Source organism: Sphingomonas sp. NFR15 (assembly GCF_900103265.1).
GTDB lineage: Bacteria > Pseudomonadota > Alphaproteobacteria > Sphingomonadales > Sphingomonadaceae > Sphingomonas > Sphingomonas pollutisoli.
This window is the reverse complement of the sequence record NZ_FMWX01000001.1, coordinates 911897-929737: the sequence shown is the minus strand read 5'-3', so window position 1 is coordinate 929737 and position 17841 is coordinate 911897. Positions and strand designations below refer to the sequence as shown.

General features: G+C 66.2%; 16 protein-coding genes and 1 pseudogene. 7 read left to right on the top strand and 10 right to left on the bottom strand.

Annotated elements, in window-relative coordinates; all coding sequences use genetic code 11:
• Positions 1-35: 35 nt before the first annotated feature.
• The 3 genes from BLS81_RS04325 to BLS81_RS04315 all read right to left on the bottom strand — a co-directional run bounded on the left by BLS81_RS04325 (position 36) and on the right by BLS81_RS04315 (position 4687).
• Entirely contained in the window at positions 36-2330 is a 2295-nt protein-coding gene (locus BLS81_RS04325; protein WP_256326055.1) for a TonB-dependent receptor, read from the bottom strand.
• A gap of 66 nt (positions 2331-2396) precedes the next feature.
• Entirely contained in the window at positions 2397-3479 is a 1083-nt protein-coding gene (locus BLS81_RS04320) for a phosphotransferase family protein (RefSeq protein WP_093221084.1), read from the bottom strand.
• The gene (locus BLS81_RS04315) at positions 3476-4687 is read right to left on the bottom strand and encodes an acyl-CoA dehydrogenase family protein (protein ID WP_093221082.1); all 1212 of its coding nucleotides are present in this window, start codon (positions 4685-4687) and stop codon (positions 3476-3478) included. The genes BLS81_RS04320 and BLS81_RS04315 overlap by 4 nt, the downstream gene beginning before the upstream one ends.
• Before the next feature lie 217 nt (positions 4688-4904).
• Here BLS81_RS04315 and BLS81_RS04310 point away from each other — a divergent pair, with 217 nt between their 5' ends.
• From BLS81_RS04310 to BLS81_RS04280, 7 genes are read left to right on the top strand one after another with little or no spacing between them, the layout of a single operon-like run.
• On the top strand, positions 4905-5609 hold the full coding sequence (locus tag BLS81_RS04310; protein WP_093221080.1) for a carboxymuconolactone decarboxylase family protein: 705 nt from the start codon (positions 4905-4907) through the stop codon (positions 5607-5609).
• A 43-nt stretch (positions 5610-5652) separates the two neighbouring features.
• Positions 5653-6450, top strand: a complete 798-nt coding sequence (locus BLS81_RS04305; protein WP_093221079.1) for an enoyl-CoA hydratase/isomerase family protein — start codon at positions 5653-5655, stop codon at positions 6448-6450.
• A 3-nt stretch (positions 6451-6453) separates the two neighbouring features.
• Positions 6454-6792 (top strand): EthD family reductase, encoded by a 339-nt coding sequence (locus tag BLS81_RS04300; RefSeq protein ID WP_093221077.1) that lies wholly within the window; start codon positions 6454-6456, stop codon positions 6790-6792.
• On the top strand, positions 6785-7582 hold the full coding sequence (locus BLS81_RS04295) for an SDR family NAD(P)-dependent oxidoreductase (protein WP_093221075.1): 798 nt from the start codon (positions 6785-6787) through the stop codon (positions 7580-7582). The genes BLS81_RS04300 and BLS81_RS04295 overlap by 8 nt, the downstream gene beginning before the upstream one ends.
• On the top strand, positions 7557-9089 hold the full coding sequence (locus tag BLS81_RS04290; protein ID WP_093221074.1) for a class I adenylate-forming enzyme family protein: 1533 nt from the start codon (positions 7557-7559) through the stop codon (positions 9087-9089). Before BLS81_RS04295 ends, BLS81_RS04290 begins: the two co-directional genes overlap by 26 nt.
• 10 nt (positions 9090-9099) lie before the next feature.
• A complete protein-coding gene (locus BLS81_RS04285; protein ID WP_093221072.1) occupies positions 9100-11169 on the top strand; it encodes a 3-hydroxyacyl-CoA dehydrogenase NAD-binding domain-containing protein in 2070 nt (689 codons plus the stop codon).
• On the top strand, positions 11166-12188 hold the full coding sequence (locus BLS81_RS04280) for an NADP-dependent oxidoreductase (RefSeq protein WP_093221071.1): 1023 nt from the start codon (positions 11166-11168) through the stop codon (positions 12186-12188). The genes BLS81_RS04285 and BLS81_RS04280 overlap by 4 nt, the downstream gene beginning before the upstream one ends.
• Positions 12189-12308: 120 nt before the next feature.
• On the opposite strand, the pseudogene BLS81_RS21020 reads toward BLS81_RS04280, so the two are convergent.
• The 7 genes and pseudogenes from BLS81_RS21020 to BLS81_RS04245 all read right to left on the bottom strand — a co-directional run.
• Positions 12309-12416, bottom strand: a pseudogene (locus tag BLS81_RS21020) (hypothetical protein); the annotation flags it as partial.
• Positions 12413-12700: a DUF3526 domain-containing protein gene (locus BLS81_RS21260; protein WP_371128239.1), complete on the bottom strand. Its 288-nt coding sequence runs from the start codon at positions 12698-12700 to the stop codon at positions 12413-12415. The pseudogene BLS81_RS21020 and the gene BLS81_RS21260, both read right to left, overlap by 4 nt.
• 32 nt (positions 12701-12732) lie before the next feature.
• Positions 12733-13950 (bottom strand): MFS transporter, encoded by a 1218-nt coding sequence (locus BLS81_RS04265; protein WP_093221069.1) that lies wholly within the window; start codon positions 13948-13950, stop codon positions 12733-12735.
• A complete protein-coding gene (locus BLS81_RS04260; RefSeq protein ID WP_176787023.1) occupies positions 13950-14798 on the bottom strand; it encodes a TauD/TfdA dioxygenase family protein in 849 nt (282 codons plus the stop codon). The genes BLS81_RS04265 and BLS81_RS04260 overlap by 1 nt, the downstream gene beginning before the upstream one ends.
• Positions 14783-16153 (bottom strand): amidohydrolase family protein, encoded by a 1371-nt coding sequence (locus tag BLS81_RS04255; protein WP_093221066.1) that lies wholly within the window; start codon positions 16151-16153, stop codon positions 14783-14785. The genes BLS81_RS04260 and BLS81_RS04255 overlap by 16 nt, the downstream gene beginning before the upstream one ends.
• 90 nt (positions 16154-16243) lie before the next feature.
• A complete protein-coding gene (locus BLS81_RS04250; RefSeq protein ID WP_093221065.1) occupies positions 16244-17590 on the bottom strand; it encodes an AtzE family amidohydrolase in 1347 nt (448 codons plus the stop codon).
• A 2-nt stretch (positions 17591-17592) separates the two neighbouring features.
• A complete protein-coding gene (locus BLS81_RS04245; protein ID WP_093221063.1) occupies positions 17593-17793 on the bottom strand; it encodes a hypothetical protein in 201 nt (66 codons plus the stop codon).
• Positions 17794-17841: the final 48 nt, after the last annotated feature.

The window sequence follows — 17841 nt, the reverse complement described above, 5'->3', positions numbered from 1 at the left end:
CGTTTCCGACGTCAGAGACACGGCGCCCTCCATGCCTAACCTCCGACCCGCGCGGTGAAGGTGATGCCGACAACGCGCGGTGGGGCGACCGTCAGCCGCTCAACATCCGCGTTGGCCGGGCCGCCGACGCTGGCAACTTCCGCCGGTGACAGATGGTAGAAGTAATAATTCAAGCCGTTGCTCGCATAGGTCTTGTCGAACAGGTTGGTGCTCCACAGCCGCAGATCCCATGCGCCCGAGGGCGGCGTATAGGTCAGCGACACATTGGCGACGTTGCGCCGCCGCGTATAGGGCACGCCGATCTGCTGCAGGTTGGTGGCGATCAGTTGATACGGGCTGGCGAACTTGTCGTCGGCGTGGAAGGCGAGTTTGGCGCCGCTGTTCATGTCCAGCTTATAGTCGAAGATCGCGGTAAAATCGTGCTTCGAAACGAACGGCACGCGGTTGCCGGTACAATCCAGCCCGCCGGCCGCGCAGCCCTGGAAGCTTCGGTATTTCGCGTCGGTATACGCGTAATTCGCGCCGATCGAGAGCCCCTTCGCGGGATGGATGGATGCCTCGACCTCGACGCCCTTGACGCGTTCCTTGCCGGCGTTGCTGTCGGTCAGCACGCCGTTGATGAGCGAGCGGACCTGAAGGTTGCTCGTATCGGACAGATACGCCGCGACATTCGTCGTCAGGAAATGATCGAAGAAATTGGATTTGGTGCCGATCTCGTAGCTCCAGGTCGTCTCCGCCGCGAGCGGGACGAGCGCCTTGGCCGCGCTGGTCGCGGTCAGCACCCAGCCGCCGCCTTGGAAGCCTTTGGAGACAGACGCGTAGAACGAGATATCGCGGGTCGGTTTGTAATCGACGATGAAGCGCGGCGTGAACGACTGCCACGAATTGGTCGAGCCGTCTTTGCCGAGATCGACGAAATAGGGCGCGCCATAAAAGGGCGATGAGCCGACATGCGACGTATAGCCGTTCTTCCGTTCATAGCTGTAGCGAAGCCCGGCCGTCAGCGAGAGCTGCGGGGTGAGCTTGTACTTGCCTTCCACGAACGGCCCGACGCTGTAGTTCGAAATCCGGCCCGCGACGAACTGCGACGCGACGCGTCCGGGCGAGAGGACCGAAAGATAGGATTGCGGCAGCGTCCCGTTAAAATTGAACTGGATGCCTTTGTAGAGATCCTCGTAGCCGAAATAGACACCCGAGACGAAGTCGAACGGGCCGCCGAATTTCGAGGTGAAGCGGAGCTCCTCGCTGACTTGCTTCTCACGGTTAAGATTGATCGACGGGTAATTGGCCGGCAGCGGGCCACCGTCCGAATCCTCCCGATAGTAAGCGTTGAGCGACCGATAGCCGGTGATCGACGTGATCGTTCCGACGTCGGTATCATAATCGAGCTTGATCGTGCCTGCGAACAGATGCCGGCGCGTCTCGCCGTCGTCGTCGAGCAGCGTCTTGTGGAGGTCGCCGCCATTCGCCGCCCGAACCTGTTTGACGAGGTTGCCTTGGCCGACGATCACGGCGCCATCGCCATAGCCGCCGCGGTGCGTATAGGCGGCGCTGGCGGTGACCCGGAGGCGCTCGGACGCCTGCCAGGTGAGCGAGCCGCGTACGCTCTGCACGCGGTTGTCGTCGAGGTAATTCCCGCTCAGCAGGTTCTTCTGATAGCCGCCGTCGCTCTTCACGCTGTAGGCGACGCGCGCGGCGAGCGAGTCGCCGAGCGCGTAATTGACGTAGCCGTCGCTCTCGATGCCCAACTGGCCCATCGCATTGCCGAGCCCGGTGAGCGTGATCCGGGCGTCGGTCCTGCCCAGTTCGGCGACGTTGTTGGTGATCTGGAGGGCGCCGCCGACCGCATTGCGGCCGAAGGTCGTACCTTGCGGTCCGCGCAGGATCGCGACCTGGCTGACGTCGAAGAGGTTGGCATCGAACGATGCGAGCGAGCCATAATAGAGGTCGTCGATGTACACTCCGACCGGATTTTCGAGACCGGGCGCGTCGTTGTTCGAATATTTCCCGCGGATCTGGACCGAGATGGTCGAGGTGCCCTTCACCGGCACGAACGTCGGCCCCGGTGCGATCTTGGTGATCGAGGCAAAATTGTCGATGCGCTGTGCCTGGATCTGGGCGCCGTCGAGCGCGCTGACCGCGATCGGAACGTCCTGAAGGCGCTCGGCGCGACGCGTTGCGGTTACGACGATGTCGTCGATCGTCGATTGCGCGAGTGCGCCGCCGGGCGCTGGGGCTGCCGGCGGCGTCTGCGCGCGCGCGGGGGTGGCGAACGCGGCGGCGCCTCCACAGAGTAGCATTGCACGGATGTACTGCGCTTTCTTGGACATCTTTTTCTCCCCTACGACTGGCCTTTTAGCGGCCATGATGATCGTTTAGCCTTCGGATGATCCGGGTCAGCTCGCTCCCGCTTCCTGTGCGGCGATCCAGGCCGCGCGGGCGAGCGGTTCGACACGCAAGATGATCTCTTCCGCGTTCGCGCCGGTCTGAACGCCGTCACGCGCCCGCCCCGCGATTCCCTGCAGGATCGCGGCCACGCGAAACAGGTTGAAGGCGCGGTAGAAGGGGTGGGTCGGATCGCCGCCAAAGCCGGTGCGTTCGCAATAGCGCCGCGCATATTCCTCTGCGGTCGGAATGCCCAGCGCGCCAAGATCGGCGCCTTGCAACGTGCCCCGCACATCGACGCCTTCGGGCCGCGACCATTCCATCATGTGATAGGTCAGATCGCCGAGCGGATCGCCCAGCGTCGACAGTTCCCAATCGATCACCGCCGAAACTTTGGGCTCGGTCGGATGCACGAGCAGATTGTGAAAGGAATAATCGCCGTGGATGATCGTGGTGCGATCCCCGGTCTCGGGCACGGCGCCGGGCAACCATGCGATCAGTCGCTCCATCTCGGGGATGTCGCGCGTGCGCGAAGCCTCGTACTGGCGCGTCCAGCGCGAGATCTGGCGCGCGAAGTAATTGCCTGGCCTGCCATAATCGCTGAGCCCGAGCGCGGCGTAATCGACCAGATGCAACCGGGCCAAAGTCTCGTTCGCCGAATCGTAGATCGCCGCGCGCTCGGCAGGATCGAGACCGGGCATGCGCGGATCCCAGAAGCTCCGTCCGGGAACGTGCCGCATCACGTAGAACATGGTGCCGATCACGTCATCGTCCTCGCAGAGCACGAGTGGCTCGGCGATCGGCAGGCCGGCTTCGAACAGCGCGCTTGTGACGCGATACTCGCGGTCGACCGCGTGCGCAGACTTGAGCAGGACGCCCGCCGGCTTGCGCCGCAGCACGTAGCGGGCATCCGGGGTCGAAAGCAGGAAGGTCGGGTTCGACTGACCGCCCTCGAACCTCTGCACCTGCATTGGACCTGAAAATGCGGGGATGCGCCCTGTGAGATAGCCACGAAGCCGTGCCTCGTCGAAGGCGCTGTTGGCGGCGACATCGACGGTGCCGCCGATCATCACCGCAGGCTGCGGCGCGCTCATGCGTGTGCTCCACGCGTCCCGTCGCGATATTTGGCGAGTTCCATCCGCGCCAATTGACGTTCGTGGACCTCGTCGGGGCCATCGGTGAGCCGGACGATGCGTGTGTTCGCCCACAGTTCGGCGAGGCCGAAATCATCGCTGACGCCGCCGCCGCCGTGCGCCTGAATGGCATCGTCGACGATCTGCTGCGCCATCTTCGGCGCGGCGATCTTGATCATCGCGATCTCGGCACGGGCTTCCTTGTTGCCGACCGTGTCCATCATGTGCGCTGCCTTCAAGCACAGCAGGCGCGCCATCTCGATCTCGCAGCGCGCGCGCGCGATCCGCTCTTCCCAGACCGAGTGTTCGGAAATCGCCTTTCCGAAGGCACGGCGCGACAGCAGCCGCCGGCACATCTTCTCGAGCGCGACCTCCATCGTCGCGATGTTGCGCATCGTATGATGGATGCGCCCCGGCCCGAGGCGGCCTTGCGCGATTTCAAAGCCGCGTCCTTCGCCGAGCAGCATGTTCTCGGCCGGCACTCGCACGTCTTCGAGCAGGACTTCGAAATGCCCATGCGGCGCGTGATCGTAGCCGAACACCGGCAGGTGGCGGACAAGCGTGACGCCGGGGGTGTCGCGCGGCACGAGGATCATCGATTGCTGGCTGTACGGCGCGGCATCCGGATCGGTCTTGCCCATCACGATGAAGAAGGCGCAGCGCGGATGGCCTGCGCCCGATGACCACCACTTACGGCCGTTAATGACATACTCGTCGCCTTCGCGGCGCATCTCGGTCTGGATGTTGCGCGCGTCGGACGAGGCGACGGCCGGTTCGGTCATCAGGAAGGCGGACCGGGTCTCGCCGTCGCGCAGCGGCACCATGAAGCGCTCTTTCTGCGTCGGCGTGCCGTAGCGGTGCAGCACTTCGAAGTTGCCGGTGTCGGGCGCCATGCAGTTGAACACCTCGCTCGCGAACGAGATGCGGCCCATCAGCTCGGCGATCGGCGCATATTCTACGTTGGTGAGCCCAACGCTCGTGAAGAAGGCGTCGTCATGCTCCGACGGCGGCATGAAGAGGTTCCACAGCCCCTCGGCGCGAGCTTTCGCCTTGAGCTGATCGAAGATCGGCGGAATCTCGCTCCAGCGGTCGATCGCGGCGAGTTGCTCTTGGTAGACCGGCACCGCTGGGACGATATGCTCGTCCATGAAGGCGCGAACCCGCCCCATCCACTCCCTGGACCGTGCAGACTGCTCGAATATCACTCGTTGTCCTCCCGATGCGTGACACGACTCGCTTCGTCCGCCTTCTTATGACTCGCCCGACCGACCGGTCGACTGTTTCGCTACTCGACCGACCGGTCGGCTGTCAAATAGGTCAGTGTGGATTTTTTCGGTTGACGCCCGACCAGTCGGTCGAGCATCTGTTAGAGCAGGAGAGGGCAGAATGACAAAACGTCCGCTGATGGATATCGCGCTGCTCAAAGGGCATGCGCCCTATACGCTGGCCGGGTTCGCGGCCTTCCGGTCGGTTATCGATACCGATGGAGCAGTGCCTGCGCGGCTGAAGGCGCTGTTCGTTGCCGTCGCCGCGATCGACCGGCGCCATTTGGGGCTGGCGCGACGCGAGATCGCGCGCGGCGTGACCCTCGGGCTGACGCCGCTTGAAGCGACGGCGGGGCTCATCGTGCTGACCAGCCTGCGCGGCGAGGCAGCGGCGATGGACTTCGCCGATATCCTCGACACGGCGTTCGAGGATGTGCAGGCGCCCGCTCCGGCCGAACTTCCGACCGCCGCCGCAGGCGAGGCCGAAGCCAATTTCACCGCCTATTTCGGCACGATACCGCCGCCGCTCCAGCAACTTCTACGCCTGAGCCCCAAAGCCGCCGATGCCTATTATCTGATGCGGCGCGGCAGCATCGACGCAAACCCGCTTTCGCCGAAGCACGGCGAACTGCTGCTGCTGGCGATCCTCGCAGCCGGGTACAGCCCGATGGCGGCGACGCATGTTCGCGGCGCCCGCAACGCCGGCGCGTCCGACGAAGAGATTGCCGAAGCCGTGTTGTGTGCCGTGCCCGCGGCGGGCGTCGCCGCCTGGATGGCGGTCGGCGGCATGCTGGCGCCCCCCGAGGAGGGCGGCATCCCGCGCTGACGCACGGGCCGATCTTTCCAACCGTTCACCAAGGAGACAATCAGTGGAACCCGAAAAGGACGTCATCCAGTACGAGCTGGCCGATAACGGCATCTGCACGATCTGGCTCAATCGGCCGCACAAGCGCAACTGCGTCAGCCCGCAGCTTCTGCGCGAACTGGAAGTCGCGGTCGATCGTGCCGCTGCCGACAAGAAGGCGCTCGCCGTCGTGTTCCGCGGCCGCGGCAACACCTTCTGCTCGGGCGCGGATCTCGACCAGCTTGTCGGCCCTGTGCTGCATGAGACGACCGTATCGCTCCAGCTCGCGATCGACTCGGCGCGGACCTACGACAAGATCTACAACATGAGCAAACCGACGATCGCGGCGGTCGAAGGCTATGCCGTCGCCGGCGGTTTCGAGCTGATGATCTCGTGCGACTTCGCGCTCGCGGCGTCCGAGGCGAAGATCGGCGACTTCCACATCCGCCGCGCGCTGTTCGGCGGCGCCGGGCCGATCTACCGGCTGCCGCGCTACATCGGCATGCGCAAGTCGAAAGAACTGATGCTCACCGGCAAGCTCCTCACCGGCGACGAGTGCGTCGAGTGGAATCTGTGCAACGCCTCCGCCCCGGCCGCCGAGTTCGACAAGCTGATCGAGGATTTCTGCGCGCCGCTGATCGACAAGAGTCCGTTCTGCATGTGGATGACCAAGATGGCGCTCAACCGCGGCATGGACGCGGATACCAACTCGCTCATCACGCTCGAAACGATGACCTGCAACGTCGTTCATCACTCGGCCGATGCGAAGGAGGGCGTCGCCGCGTTCCTCGAAAAGCGCAAACCCGTCTGGACGGGCAACTAAGCGATGTCGGTCAGCATGGTCGTCCTGGCTAGCCGGCCGACCGACTGGACGCACGAGCAGTTCACGATCTGGTGGCGCGGGCCTCACGCCGACGCCGCCAGAGTCCTGCCCGGGCTGACAGCATATCGGCATGGCGCGGTCACCAAGGATTACGACAATCCCGAGGCGCCGGGCTGGGACGGGCATGCCGTGCTGACCTTCGCCGATCAGGCCGCGCTGGATGCGGCCTTCGCCTCTCCCGAATGGAAGGCCGCGACCGCCCAGACCAAGGGCATGGGCGGGCGGCGCATCATCCTGATCACGCAAGAGGTCGATCTGCTGGCGGGGAAAAGCGATGGCTGAGATGGTTCGCGGCTTTTCGACCGGGCAGTTCCGCCTCGACGGCAGGCGTGCGCTGATTACGGGCGGGCGCGGTGCGCTCGCCGAGGCGATGGCGGCGACGCTTGCCGACCTCGGCTGTTCGGTCGCGCTCGCGTCGCGATCGGAGGCGGATTGCAGCGGCGTCGCTGCGGACATCGCCGAGCGGTTCGGTGTTCCCGCGATCGGGCTTGCCTGCAACGTCGCGGACGAGGGTTCTGTCGAGGCCACTGTCGCCGCGGTGGTCGATCGGCTGGGCGGGCTCGACATCCTCATCAACAACGCCGGCGCCTCCTGGTGGGGCTTGCCGCAGGACATCCCGCTCAAGGGCTGGCAGAAGGTGATGGACGTCAACGTGACCGGCACGTTCCTGGCCTGCCGCCACGCCGCCCGCCACATGATCGCTGCGGGCGGCGGCGCGATCGTCAACATCGCCTCGGTCGGCGCGTTCATCTCCTACCAGCCCGATGCCGGTCAGGTCGTGCCGTACACCACCAGCAAGGCGGCAATCGTCCACCTCACCAGCGATCTCGCCGCGCAATGGGCGCAGCATGGCATCCGCGTGAACGCGATCGCGCCCGGCTCGATCGAAACGGGGATGACCGAAACGCTTGACGCCGCGACGCAGGAAAAGACCCGCGCCGGTATCCTGCTGCGCCGCTTCGGCAAGCCCGAGGAAGTGACCGGCACGCTGGCGTTGCTCGCATCCGACGCGGGTAGCTTCATCACCGGACAGACTTTCCTCGTCGATGGGGGACAATCCCTTGCCCGATGAAGCGACCCATCCCGCGTTCGAATGGGGCGAGGCGCGGCTCTGGCCGCAGTTCGAAGCGCTGACCGCCGCCAGTCCCGATGCGCTCGCCATGGCGGATTGTCAGGACCGGCTGTGGAGCCGCCGCGAGCTGCACGATCTGGCCAGCGACATCGCGGTTCAGCTCGCGAACGCGGGGGTCTCCGCCGGCTCACGCGTGCTCGTCGCCGCGCACAAGACCCCCGCGACGATCGCGACCGCGCTGGCGGTATCGTCGCTCGAAGCGGTGTTCTGCCCGGTGTCGCCCAAGCTCGGGCCCGCCGATCTCGCTCTGATCGAGGCGCGGATCGGCCACGTCGCCAAAGTCCTGCCGACCAACGCGAGCCGCATCGAAGTGACCTCGGGTAAGGGCGTTCGATCCGCCGATCCGCGCGATGCGCACACGGTTCTGATCGGTTTCACCTCCGGTAGCACCGGCATTCCGAAGGGCGTGATGCACGGGCCGGGGGCGCTCAACTATGCGACGCGCGCCTGCGCGGCCATCGCCGGCTTGCAGGCCGGTGACGCGATCCTCGGCATCGTGCCGTTGGACAGCGCGCCCGGCTTCACCTTCACCGCGCATTTCGCGCTCTCGCTCGGGCACCCGCTGGTCCTCGTCGATCCGTGGGTGCCAGCCGAAGCGTTGCGACGCGCCGAGCGCTATGGCTGCGGCTGGGCGATCGCCGTGCCGACGCACCTGTTCTCGATGGTCGAGGCGGCGCGGCAGGGCGATTGGCACGGGCGCTTGCCGCTGCGGGCGATGGCGGTCGGCGGCAGCGCGATGACCGCAGACCTGATCGCGGATGCTGACGCGCTGCTCGGCCTCAAGGCGCTCCGCATGTTCGGCATGTCCGAATGTATGGGCCATGCATCGACCCGGCCCGATCATCCGCTCGAGCATCGGCAGATGTTCGACGGCATCCCGTTCCCCGGTACCGAGGAGGAGGCGTTCGATTCGGACCTGCGCGTCTTACCGAGAGGCTCGCGCGGGCAGGCGGGCGTGCGCGGGCCGTCGCTGTTCCTGGGCTATGCCGAGGGACTGGGCGCGGGGCAGGAATGCAAGACCGCCGACGGTTTCTACCTGACCGGCGACGAGATCATCCGCGACGAAGCCGGCTTCGTCCGCGTGGTAGGCCGTATCAAGGATCAGATCATCCGGGGCGGTTTCAACATCGATCCAGCGGAAGTCGAGGCGGCCTTGCTGCGCCACCCGGCTATCGCCGAGGTCGCGGTCGTCGCGGTTCCGGAGCGCAAGCTCGGCGAACAGGCGTGCGCGGTGTGCCGCTTGCGCCCGGGCGAAGGCGAAATCGATCTTTCCGCGTTGCTCGATCACATGGCGACGCAGGGCGTGTCGCGGAAGAAGTGGCCTGAACATCTGGTGATCGTCGACGCCATGCACGTCACCGCCACGGGCAAATTGGACAAGAAGGCGATGGCCGCCGTCGCGATCGACGCGGTCGAGCTGCGGCGCGGGGCTTCCCCGCGGGTTTAGGAGAGAGCACATGACCGAACCGGTAGAGACCGCCGGGGCCGGCGGCATCGCCATCCTCACGCTCGACAATCCCCCGGTGAACGCGCTGTCGGCAGCGCTGCGGGCCAGTCTGCTACGGGCACTGGAGCAGGCCTCGGCCGACGCCGGGATCACGGCGATCGTACTGATCTGCGCAGGGCGGACCTTCATCGCGGGCGCCGACATCACCGAGTTCGGCAAGGCGCCGCAGCCGCCGAGCTTCCCCGATCTTTTCGCTGCGATCGAGCAGGCGCCCAAACCCGTGATCGCGGCGATCCACGGCACCGCGCTCGGCGGCGGGTTCGAACTGGCGCTCGCCTGCCATTACCGGGTCGCGACGGAGAGCGCCAAGGTCGGGCTGCCCGAGGTTCATCTCGGGCTGCTGCCGGGGGCAGGGGGAACGCAGCGGCTGCCCCGTCTCGTCGGCGCCGAAGCCGCACTCGATATCATCACCTCCGGCCGCCAGATCGGCGCGCGCGAGGCGCTTACCCTCGGTCTCGTCGATACGCTCGTTTCCGACGCGGACTTGCGTGAGGCCGCGATCGCCTATGCGCGCGATGTCGTCGCGCAGGGTTCTGCGCTGCCGAAGGCGCGAGACCGGACGGACCGGATCACTGCGGATCGCGAAAATTCCGCATTGTTTTCGGACTTTGCCGCCGCGAACGCCCGCCGCTTCAAGGGGTTCGCCGCACCGCAGGCGATCATCGCGGCCGTCCAAGCTGCCGTCGAACTGCCCTTCGAGGAAGGGCTCGCGCGCGAGACCGCGCTGTTCGAGCAACTCGTTGCAAGCCCGCAATCAGCAGCGCGGCGCCATGTGTTCTTCGCGGAGCGCGCAGCGGCGCGCGTGCCCGACCTGTCCGCCGACGTGCCGGTCCACGAGATCCGGTCGGTCGGCGTGATCGGCGCGGGGACGATGGGCGGCGGCATCACGATGAACTTCCTCAACGCTGGCATCCCCGTGACGCTGGTCGAGACGACGCAAGCGGCGCTCGACCGCGGCGTCGCGGTGATCCGCCGCAATTACGAAGCAACGGTCAGCAAGGGCCGGATGCGTGCCGAGCAGATGGAACAGCGGATCGGTCTGATCTCGCCCACGCTCGACATGGTGGCGCTGTCCGACGCCGATCTCGTCATCGAAGCGGTGTACGAGAATATCGATGTCAAGCGCGAGATTTTCGGCAAGCTCGACACGATCGCCAAGCCCGGTGCGATCCTGGCGTCGAACACATCGTTCCTTGATCTAAACCGGATCGCGGCGGCGACGCGGCGGCCCGAGAGCGTCGTCGGTCTCCACTTCTTCTCGCCCGCCAATGTGATGCGGCTTCTCGAGGTCGTGCGGGGCGCAGAGACGGCGCAATCGGTGATCGCGACCGCGATGCATCTCGCCAAGCGGATCGGCAAGGTGGCCGTGTTGAGCGGTGTCTGCGACGGCTTCATCGCCAATCGCCTGCTCGCGCCGCGCGGCGCGCAGGCCGAGGCGATGATGCTGGAGGGAACGCCGATCGCGGAGATCGACCGCGTTCTCGTCGAGTATGGCTTCGCGATGGGCCATTTCCAGATGATGGATCTGGTCGGCCTCGACGTGATCGGCCGCGATGCGACCGAGCGAACCGTGATGGGCGATCTCGTCGCGGCGGGCCGGCTCGGTCAGAAGCGCGGCGCCGGCTACTATGATTACGACGACAAGCGGCGGCCCAGCGCATCCGAAACGACCGCCGAGATGATCGACGCGGTCGCGAAGGCGCGGAACGTCGCGCCCAGTCCCACCGTCGGCGACGAGGCGTTGCTGGCGCGGCTGCTCTATCCGGTGGTGAACGAGGGTGCGAAGATCCTCGATGAAGGCATAGCGCTCCGCGCGTCCGATATCGATATCGCGGCTGTTCTCGGCTACAATTGGCCGGTGTATCGCGGCGGGCCGCTGTTCTGGGCCGATCAGATCGGGCTCAGCAGGATCGTCGCGGACATGCGCGCGCTGGAAAGCCGCCATGGCGAGGCGTTCCGCCCCTCGGATCTGCTTGTCAGGCTCGCCGAAAAAGGCCTTGGTTTCGGCGACGCGGCGTGATCCGCAACCGCGCCTGGGTTCTGGCGCGGCGACCCGAAGGGCCGGTCGCCGCCTCCGATTTCGCGTATCACGAAAAGGACTGTGTCGCGCCGGAGCTCGACGACGGGGAGCTTCTCGTCCGAACCCGGATTTTCTCCTGCGCGCCCACGATCCGCAATTGGCTCAACCCGCCCGGCCGGAGTTACCGCGGCGCGATCGGCATCGGCGAAGCGATCCGGGGCATGGCGGCATCCGAAATCCTCGCCACGCGTCATCCCCGCTTCGCGGTCGGCGATCTCGTCACCGCGGTGACGCCGTGGCAGGATTATGCCGTGCTCCGACCCGAGACCGCGGCGGTTCCCGTCACCACGGTGCCGCGTGGCATGGATCCCGTCGATGCGATGACGCTCTATTCCCCGAACAGCCTGACCGCCTATTTCGGTCTGTTCGCGGTCGGAGAGCCCGAGCCGGGCATGACCGTCCTTGTTTCTGGCGCCGCCGGCTCGGTCGGCGCGATGGCCTGCCAGATGGCGAGGCTGGCGGGGTGCCGCGTGGTCGCCGTCGCAGGCGGGCAGGAAAAATGCCGGTGGTTGGAAGAGCATTGCGGAGTGGCCACCGCGATCGATTACCGCGTGGGCGACTTGGCCTCGCGGTTGAAGGCCGCCAGCCCTGACGGATTTGATGTTTTCTTCGACAACGTCGGCGGTCAGATCCTGCAGGATGCGATCGATCAGATGGTGCCACATGGCCGAATTGTGCTGTGTGGCCAGATCTCCGCCTACGACACCGGCCGGCCGGCGGCAGGCCCGAGCGATATGATGAAGCTCGTCTATGGTCGCATTCGCATGGAAGGTTTTGTCGTTGGGGATTTCGCAAAACGGTATGACGAGGCAGCGGCGGCGATCCGCGCATGGTCCGCTAGTGGCCAGTTGCAATGCCGGGTCGATCTGCGAAGGGGATTCACGCTGCTGCCGACCGCGTTCGCGGGTTTGTTCTCCGGGCTGAATGCGGGAACACTGCTGGTGACAACGGAAGCGTAGCGCGCACAGCGCGGGTGGTCTGATCGTCGCTGACTCCATCGGCGCGAAGTTGATGATCGGCCGCCCGCCGTTGAGGCGATAGTTAGTCTGCGCATCGATCGCGATGCCCCGGGCGAGGAACGTGTTCGTGTTGAACGGGCTGGTGGTTTGCTGCGTGACGCCCGGTGTATTGCGCAGCGCATCGTCCAATCCGAGCGCTCCCTGATCGGTCAGGAGCGCGCGCGTCACGACGTTGACCGTTGCCGGGGTGTATAGAACATCGCGATCGCGGAACGCGCCGACTTGAACGACATCGACATCATAGTGCGTTTCTCGCCCTCCGTCGCCAGCAGGCCGTTATGATTGACCGGCAGAGCTTCTACACGGGTCACGCCATATTGGCGCAGCGTCCTTTCCTTGAACGCCTTGAAGAAGGGATCGTCGGGATTGTGGCTGTCGCCCGGCTTGTGCAGGTCCGTGCGCCTGGTCTCAGACGGGATCGGGCGTGATTTGAAGATGAACTGGCCGTGCATGCCGCAGGTGAAGCAAAAACCTGCGACCGCAATCAGTCACGGCATGCGGCAAGGCGCCCATCCGGTACGTCACGAGGAAGCAGGAGCGCGCTACCGGCCGCGATCGGAAGAAGCAAAAGGGCGATCCCGAAGAAGGCGGGCGCGTAGCTGCCACTCGAGTCGGCGATGATCCCGGCGATCCATGGGCCGAACGCGGCGAGCCCAGCAAGCGTCCAGACCGCGCCGAGCGCGGCGGCGCCCTGAACCGGCCCAAAATATCGCACCAGCAGCAATGTGACCGCCAGCGTCGCGCCGCCGACACTGACGCCCACCAGTATCGCAAACGCTGTTAGAAGTGCGGTATCGACGCTGCTGGCCAGGATCGCCAGCCCGGCCGCGCCTGCCAACAGCGAGATCGGCAGCAGACGCCGCGCGGAAATAAGCCTGACGCCGAACCCGAGCAAACCGGTCGTCAGCGCGCTGGCAAGCCCCTCGATACTGAGCAGCCGCGCAGCAATCACGGTTCCCTGACCCTGTGCCGCCAGATAAGGCGGTGCGACGCTTGCAACGGTGATGATGCAGATTTGGCTGGCGACGACCGCCGCCGCCAGCGTCAGGAAGATCGGCGAGCGTAGCATCCGGCCCAGCCCCCTCAACGGTGATCGGCTGTCCTCTCGTGGATTATCGAGAGGTGGCTCGCGTAGGCAGGCTGCGCATGTACCGGCCATCGCCGCTGCAACCAGCGCCACGACACCGCAATACCCGCGCCAGCCTAGCGCCGCGATCAGCGCCTGCGCAACGGGCGGACCGACCGCGTTTCCGAGCATACCGATCATCATGTATATGCCGATCCAGCGCGCCGCCCGCGTGCCAGCCCAGCCCGACAGCAGGAACACCGCCGGCGAATTGCCGCTGAGCGAGAACCCGACGCCGCCGAGCAACGCGGCCGCGTAAAGCTCGCCCAAGGCGTGCGCACCCGCCAGAATCAGGAACGCGATGCACAACACCGCCTGACCAAATACGATTGTGCGGCCGCCACCGATCCATCGGATCAGCAGCATTGGCGCCGGCGCGGCGATGCACGCGCCCAGCACCACCACTGTATAGGCGAATCCGCTGTTACTCGCCGATAAGCCGAGCCCCGGAGCAGTTGCGAACAGGACGATCCCGAACGACGCGAATACAACCGACTGCGCGATTATCAGTGCCAGCGACGTTGCGGCCAGTACCGCCAGTGCGCGGCTCCGGCCCCGGCGTTCGTCACTCTGCATCAACGCGGCACGTCGCCGCGGATCTGGACGCGGAAGCCTGAGCGGGTCTGCGGAAAATAATCCCAGATCGCGGAATGTTGCGCGCAGCGATTGTCCCAGAAGGCGATCGCGTGCGGCGTCCAGGTGAAGCGGCACTGGAAGGCCGGATGCTGGAGATGCTGGAACAGATATTGGAGCAGCGCATCGCTTTCGGCGCGCGGAACGCCCTCGATATAGGTGGTGAAGCCCTTGTTGACGAACAGAGCCTTACGCCCGGTCGAGGGGTGGGTGCGGATGACGGGATGGCTGGTACGCGGCAGTTTCATGCCCTCGGGCGTAATGCCGCCGAACCCGACCGCGGCGTCGTGCATCGCGGTAAGCCCTTCGAGATGCGCCTTCATCCGCTCGGACAGGGCGTCGTACGCGGCATACATGCTCGAAAACACGGTATCGCCGCCGACCGGCGGGATGGTGTGCAGGTACAACACCGATCCAAGCGGCGGCTCGGGATCGCAACTCATGTCCGAATGCCAGTCCTCGCCCGCGACGAAGGTGGAATCCTTGTCGGCATGGATGATGGTGACTTCCGGGTGGCCGGGCGCCTGCCACGGCTTGGTGCTCGGCGCGATGTGGATCCCGCCGAAATATTCGGAGAACCGGACATGCGCGGCATGGTCGATCGGTTGGTCGCGAAAGAACAGCACGAGTCGATCGTCGAGCGCGCGGTGCAGGTCATCGACCTCCGCGTCCGACAACGGGCCGTTGAGGTCGATGCCCGACACTTCGCCTCCAATCGCCGGCGTGAGCGGGCGAACCGTGATGGTGTTATATTCCACGTGTCTTCCTCTTGTTCTCAGGACATCGGCCATGCGGTGCGGAGCGGCAGCCCGGCGCGCTCGATCACGGCGGCGGCGGCGGCCCGCCCCTCGGCGTACAAAGCTTCCTCGTCGATCGTCGTGCAGCGGAAGCCGTCGACGACGCGGCGGCCGCCGACCCATACCGAATGCACGCCGCGCCCGTCGGCGGACCACACGAGCTGCCGCACCGGATCGTTGACCGGCTGCCATTCGGGCCGGAAACTGTCATGCGCGACGATATCCGCCTGCATGCCGACCGCGATGCTGCCGATCGAACCGGCGCGGCCCACCGCCTTCGCGGCGTTGATCGTCGCCATCTCCAGCACCTCATGTGCCGGAAAGATCTCGCGATCTTCGCGAGCATCCTTGAACAGCCCGGCCATCAGCATCATCACGCGCATCATGTCGTGATTGGCGGCGCCGTCGGTGCCGAGCAGCAGGTTGATCCCCGCCTTCGCCATTTCGGGGAACAGACCGTGCGCGGTCGTGCCAATCCCGGTTCGGATGGCAGCGCCGGGGCAATGCGTGACGTTAGTGCCGGTCGCCGCCAGCAGCGCGATCTCCTCAGCATCGACATGCACCATATGCACCAGATTGAGATGCGGGCCGAGCACGCCGAGCGCATCGAGATGCACGATCGGCCGCTTGCCGGTGTTCGCGAGGTACCACTTCGCATCGTCGGCGACCGGGCTCATATGCGCGGAGACGCCGCACCCCGTCTCACGCGCCAGCGCGCTCGCCCGCTGCCACAAGGCATCGGACGCGGTGTTGTGGCCAATCAGGATCGGCCACGCCGCGATCAGCCGGCCGTCCTGCGGATAGCGGACGAGGTCGGCCGCCAGCGCGGCGGCGGCGGTTTCGGTCAGAGCGATCTGGTCGGCATTGGGATCGAACGCGCGGTCCATCGTCCAGCGCCCGGTGATGCCACGGATGCCGCTGTCGGCGATCGCGTCCATCACATCGTCGAACGCGATGATCGTGCCCGCTTCGAGGAAGGTGGTGGTGCCCGATCGCAGCATCGCCGCGATCGCGAGCTTGGTGCTGACGATCTGCTCGGCCGCGGTGTGCGCTTCGTACAGCGGGATCACCCAGCGGCCGATCTCCTCGTCGAACGGTAGCGCTTCGGGCAGGAACCCGCGGATCAGCGTTTCGGTGACATGGACATGGCCGTTGATGAAGCCGGGCGTCAGCACGAAGCGTCGGCCGTCCACGGTCTCGCGCGCCTGCACCTGCGCCGCGACATCGGCGCGTTTGCCGACCGCGACGATCGTGTCGTCGACGATCGCCACCGCACCGTCGGCGATGACACGGCGTTCGGCATCGACCGTGATGACGGTCGCGCCGCTGATGAGCGTATCCACGTGCATTCGCGCCCCCAAAGCCGCCGGTCGATGTCGTACCTTAGCGACCGACCGCCACGACGCTTGAGCACGAGCGGCCCAATAGTTGATCGGCGATCACCGCGCCGGCAGGCCCGGCACCGCGCACAGCCCCTGGTCGATCAGCTCGCGCGCCGCACGGAACAGCACCGGCTCGTTGCCCGCCGCGCTGATCAACTGGATGCCGAGCGGCATCGGAAAGTCCCCGGCGAGCGGCAGCACCAGCGCGGGCAGCCCCATCAGACTGATCGGTTGGGTATAGATGCCGAGATGGCTGCGCGCCGGGATCGGCTCGCCCCCGAACAGCATCACCGGATCGGCGATGGTTGGCGCGTAGCCTGGCGCCGCCGGCGTGAACAGCACGTCGCACAGCTCGAACTGGCGCCGCAGCCGTTCCTGGATCCACGCGCGGAAGCGCTGCGCGCGCAGATAATCCTCGCTCGGCAGCAGTATGCCCGCCAGCATGCGACCGCGCACCGGCGCCTCGAACGCCATCGGGTCTTGCTCGATCCCCGGTCGGTGCAGGCTCCCGCCCTCGGCGGCGATGATGACCGAGGCGGCGGCGCGCGCGATCTCGGAATGTTCGAGTTCGAAGGTGATGCGGCCGAGCCGGTTCCAGAAGGCGTGCAGCGGCGCGCGCATCTCCTCGGCGATATTGTCGTCGAACCAGCTCATCAGCCGGCCGAAGCGGACCGGCTCGCGGCCGGCCTCGCGCTCGGACGCGCCGTCGCGGAGGATGGCGTAAACCAAAGCGAGATCGTCGAGATCGCGGGCGAGTGCGCCCACCACATCGAGGCTTTCGACGAAGGGAAAACAGCCGCCGCGCGGCAAAGCGCCATAGGTCGGTTTCAGCCCGATCACACCGCACAGCGCCGCCGGCACGCGTAGCGACCCGTTGGTGTCGAACGCGAGCGAGAACGGTACCACCTGCGTCGCTACCGCCACGGCGGATCCGCCCGCAGCACCGCCTGCGACCCGCGTGGGATCGTGCGGGTTGCGGGTCGTGCCGAAATGCGCGTTCATCGTGACGAAGCCGTAGCCAAATTCGTCCATGTTCTGCGTGCCGATCAGCACGGCGCCCGCCGCCTCCAGCAGCCGGATCGCGGTGGCGTCGCGGCTGGCGAACGGGGCATCGTGGCGTGTGCCCGAACCGGCGGTGGTGATCTCGCCCGAGACGTCGAACAAATCCGCGGCGCCGAATGGCACCCCAGCCAGCGGCCCGGGATCGAGCCCCGCCTCCACCAGCTTGTCGACCGCTTCGGCGCGCAGCATCGCGCGCCGCCGCAACAGCCGGGTGAAGCCGCTTCGGTCGCCACCGAGCGCCTCCGCATGGTCGAGCGCCTGTCGGCACAGATCGGCGGCCTTGACCCGGCCGTCGCGAACCGCCTGCGCGTGCGTGACCGCGGTGGGCGGCTGCGTCTCCATGCTCACGCCTCGAAGCGCAACGCGCTCGCACTGCGCGGATCGAGCGGAAACGCGCGCAGCGTCGCGACGTGATCCTGCAACACGAGCAGATTGGCCAGCGTTTCGGTAACGCACGGGTCGGGCACGTCGAGGCCGGCTTCGGCGAGGCGCGTCCTTACGCTCGCCTCGGTGGGACGGGCCGCGTTGGGCTTGGTTTCGGCCATCGGGCGCCCTCCTGACTGCAAGCTGTTGGCACACTGGCGCCCACCTCT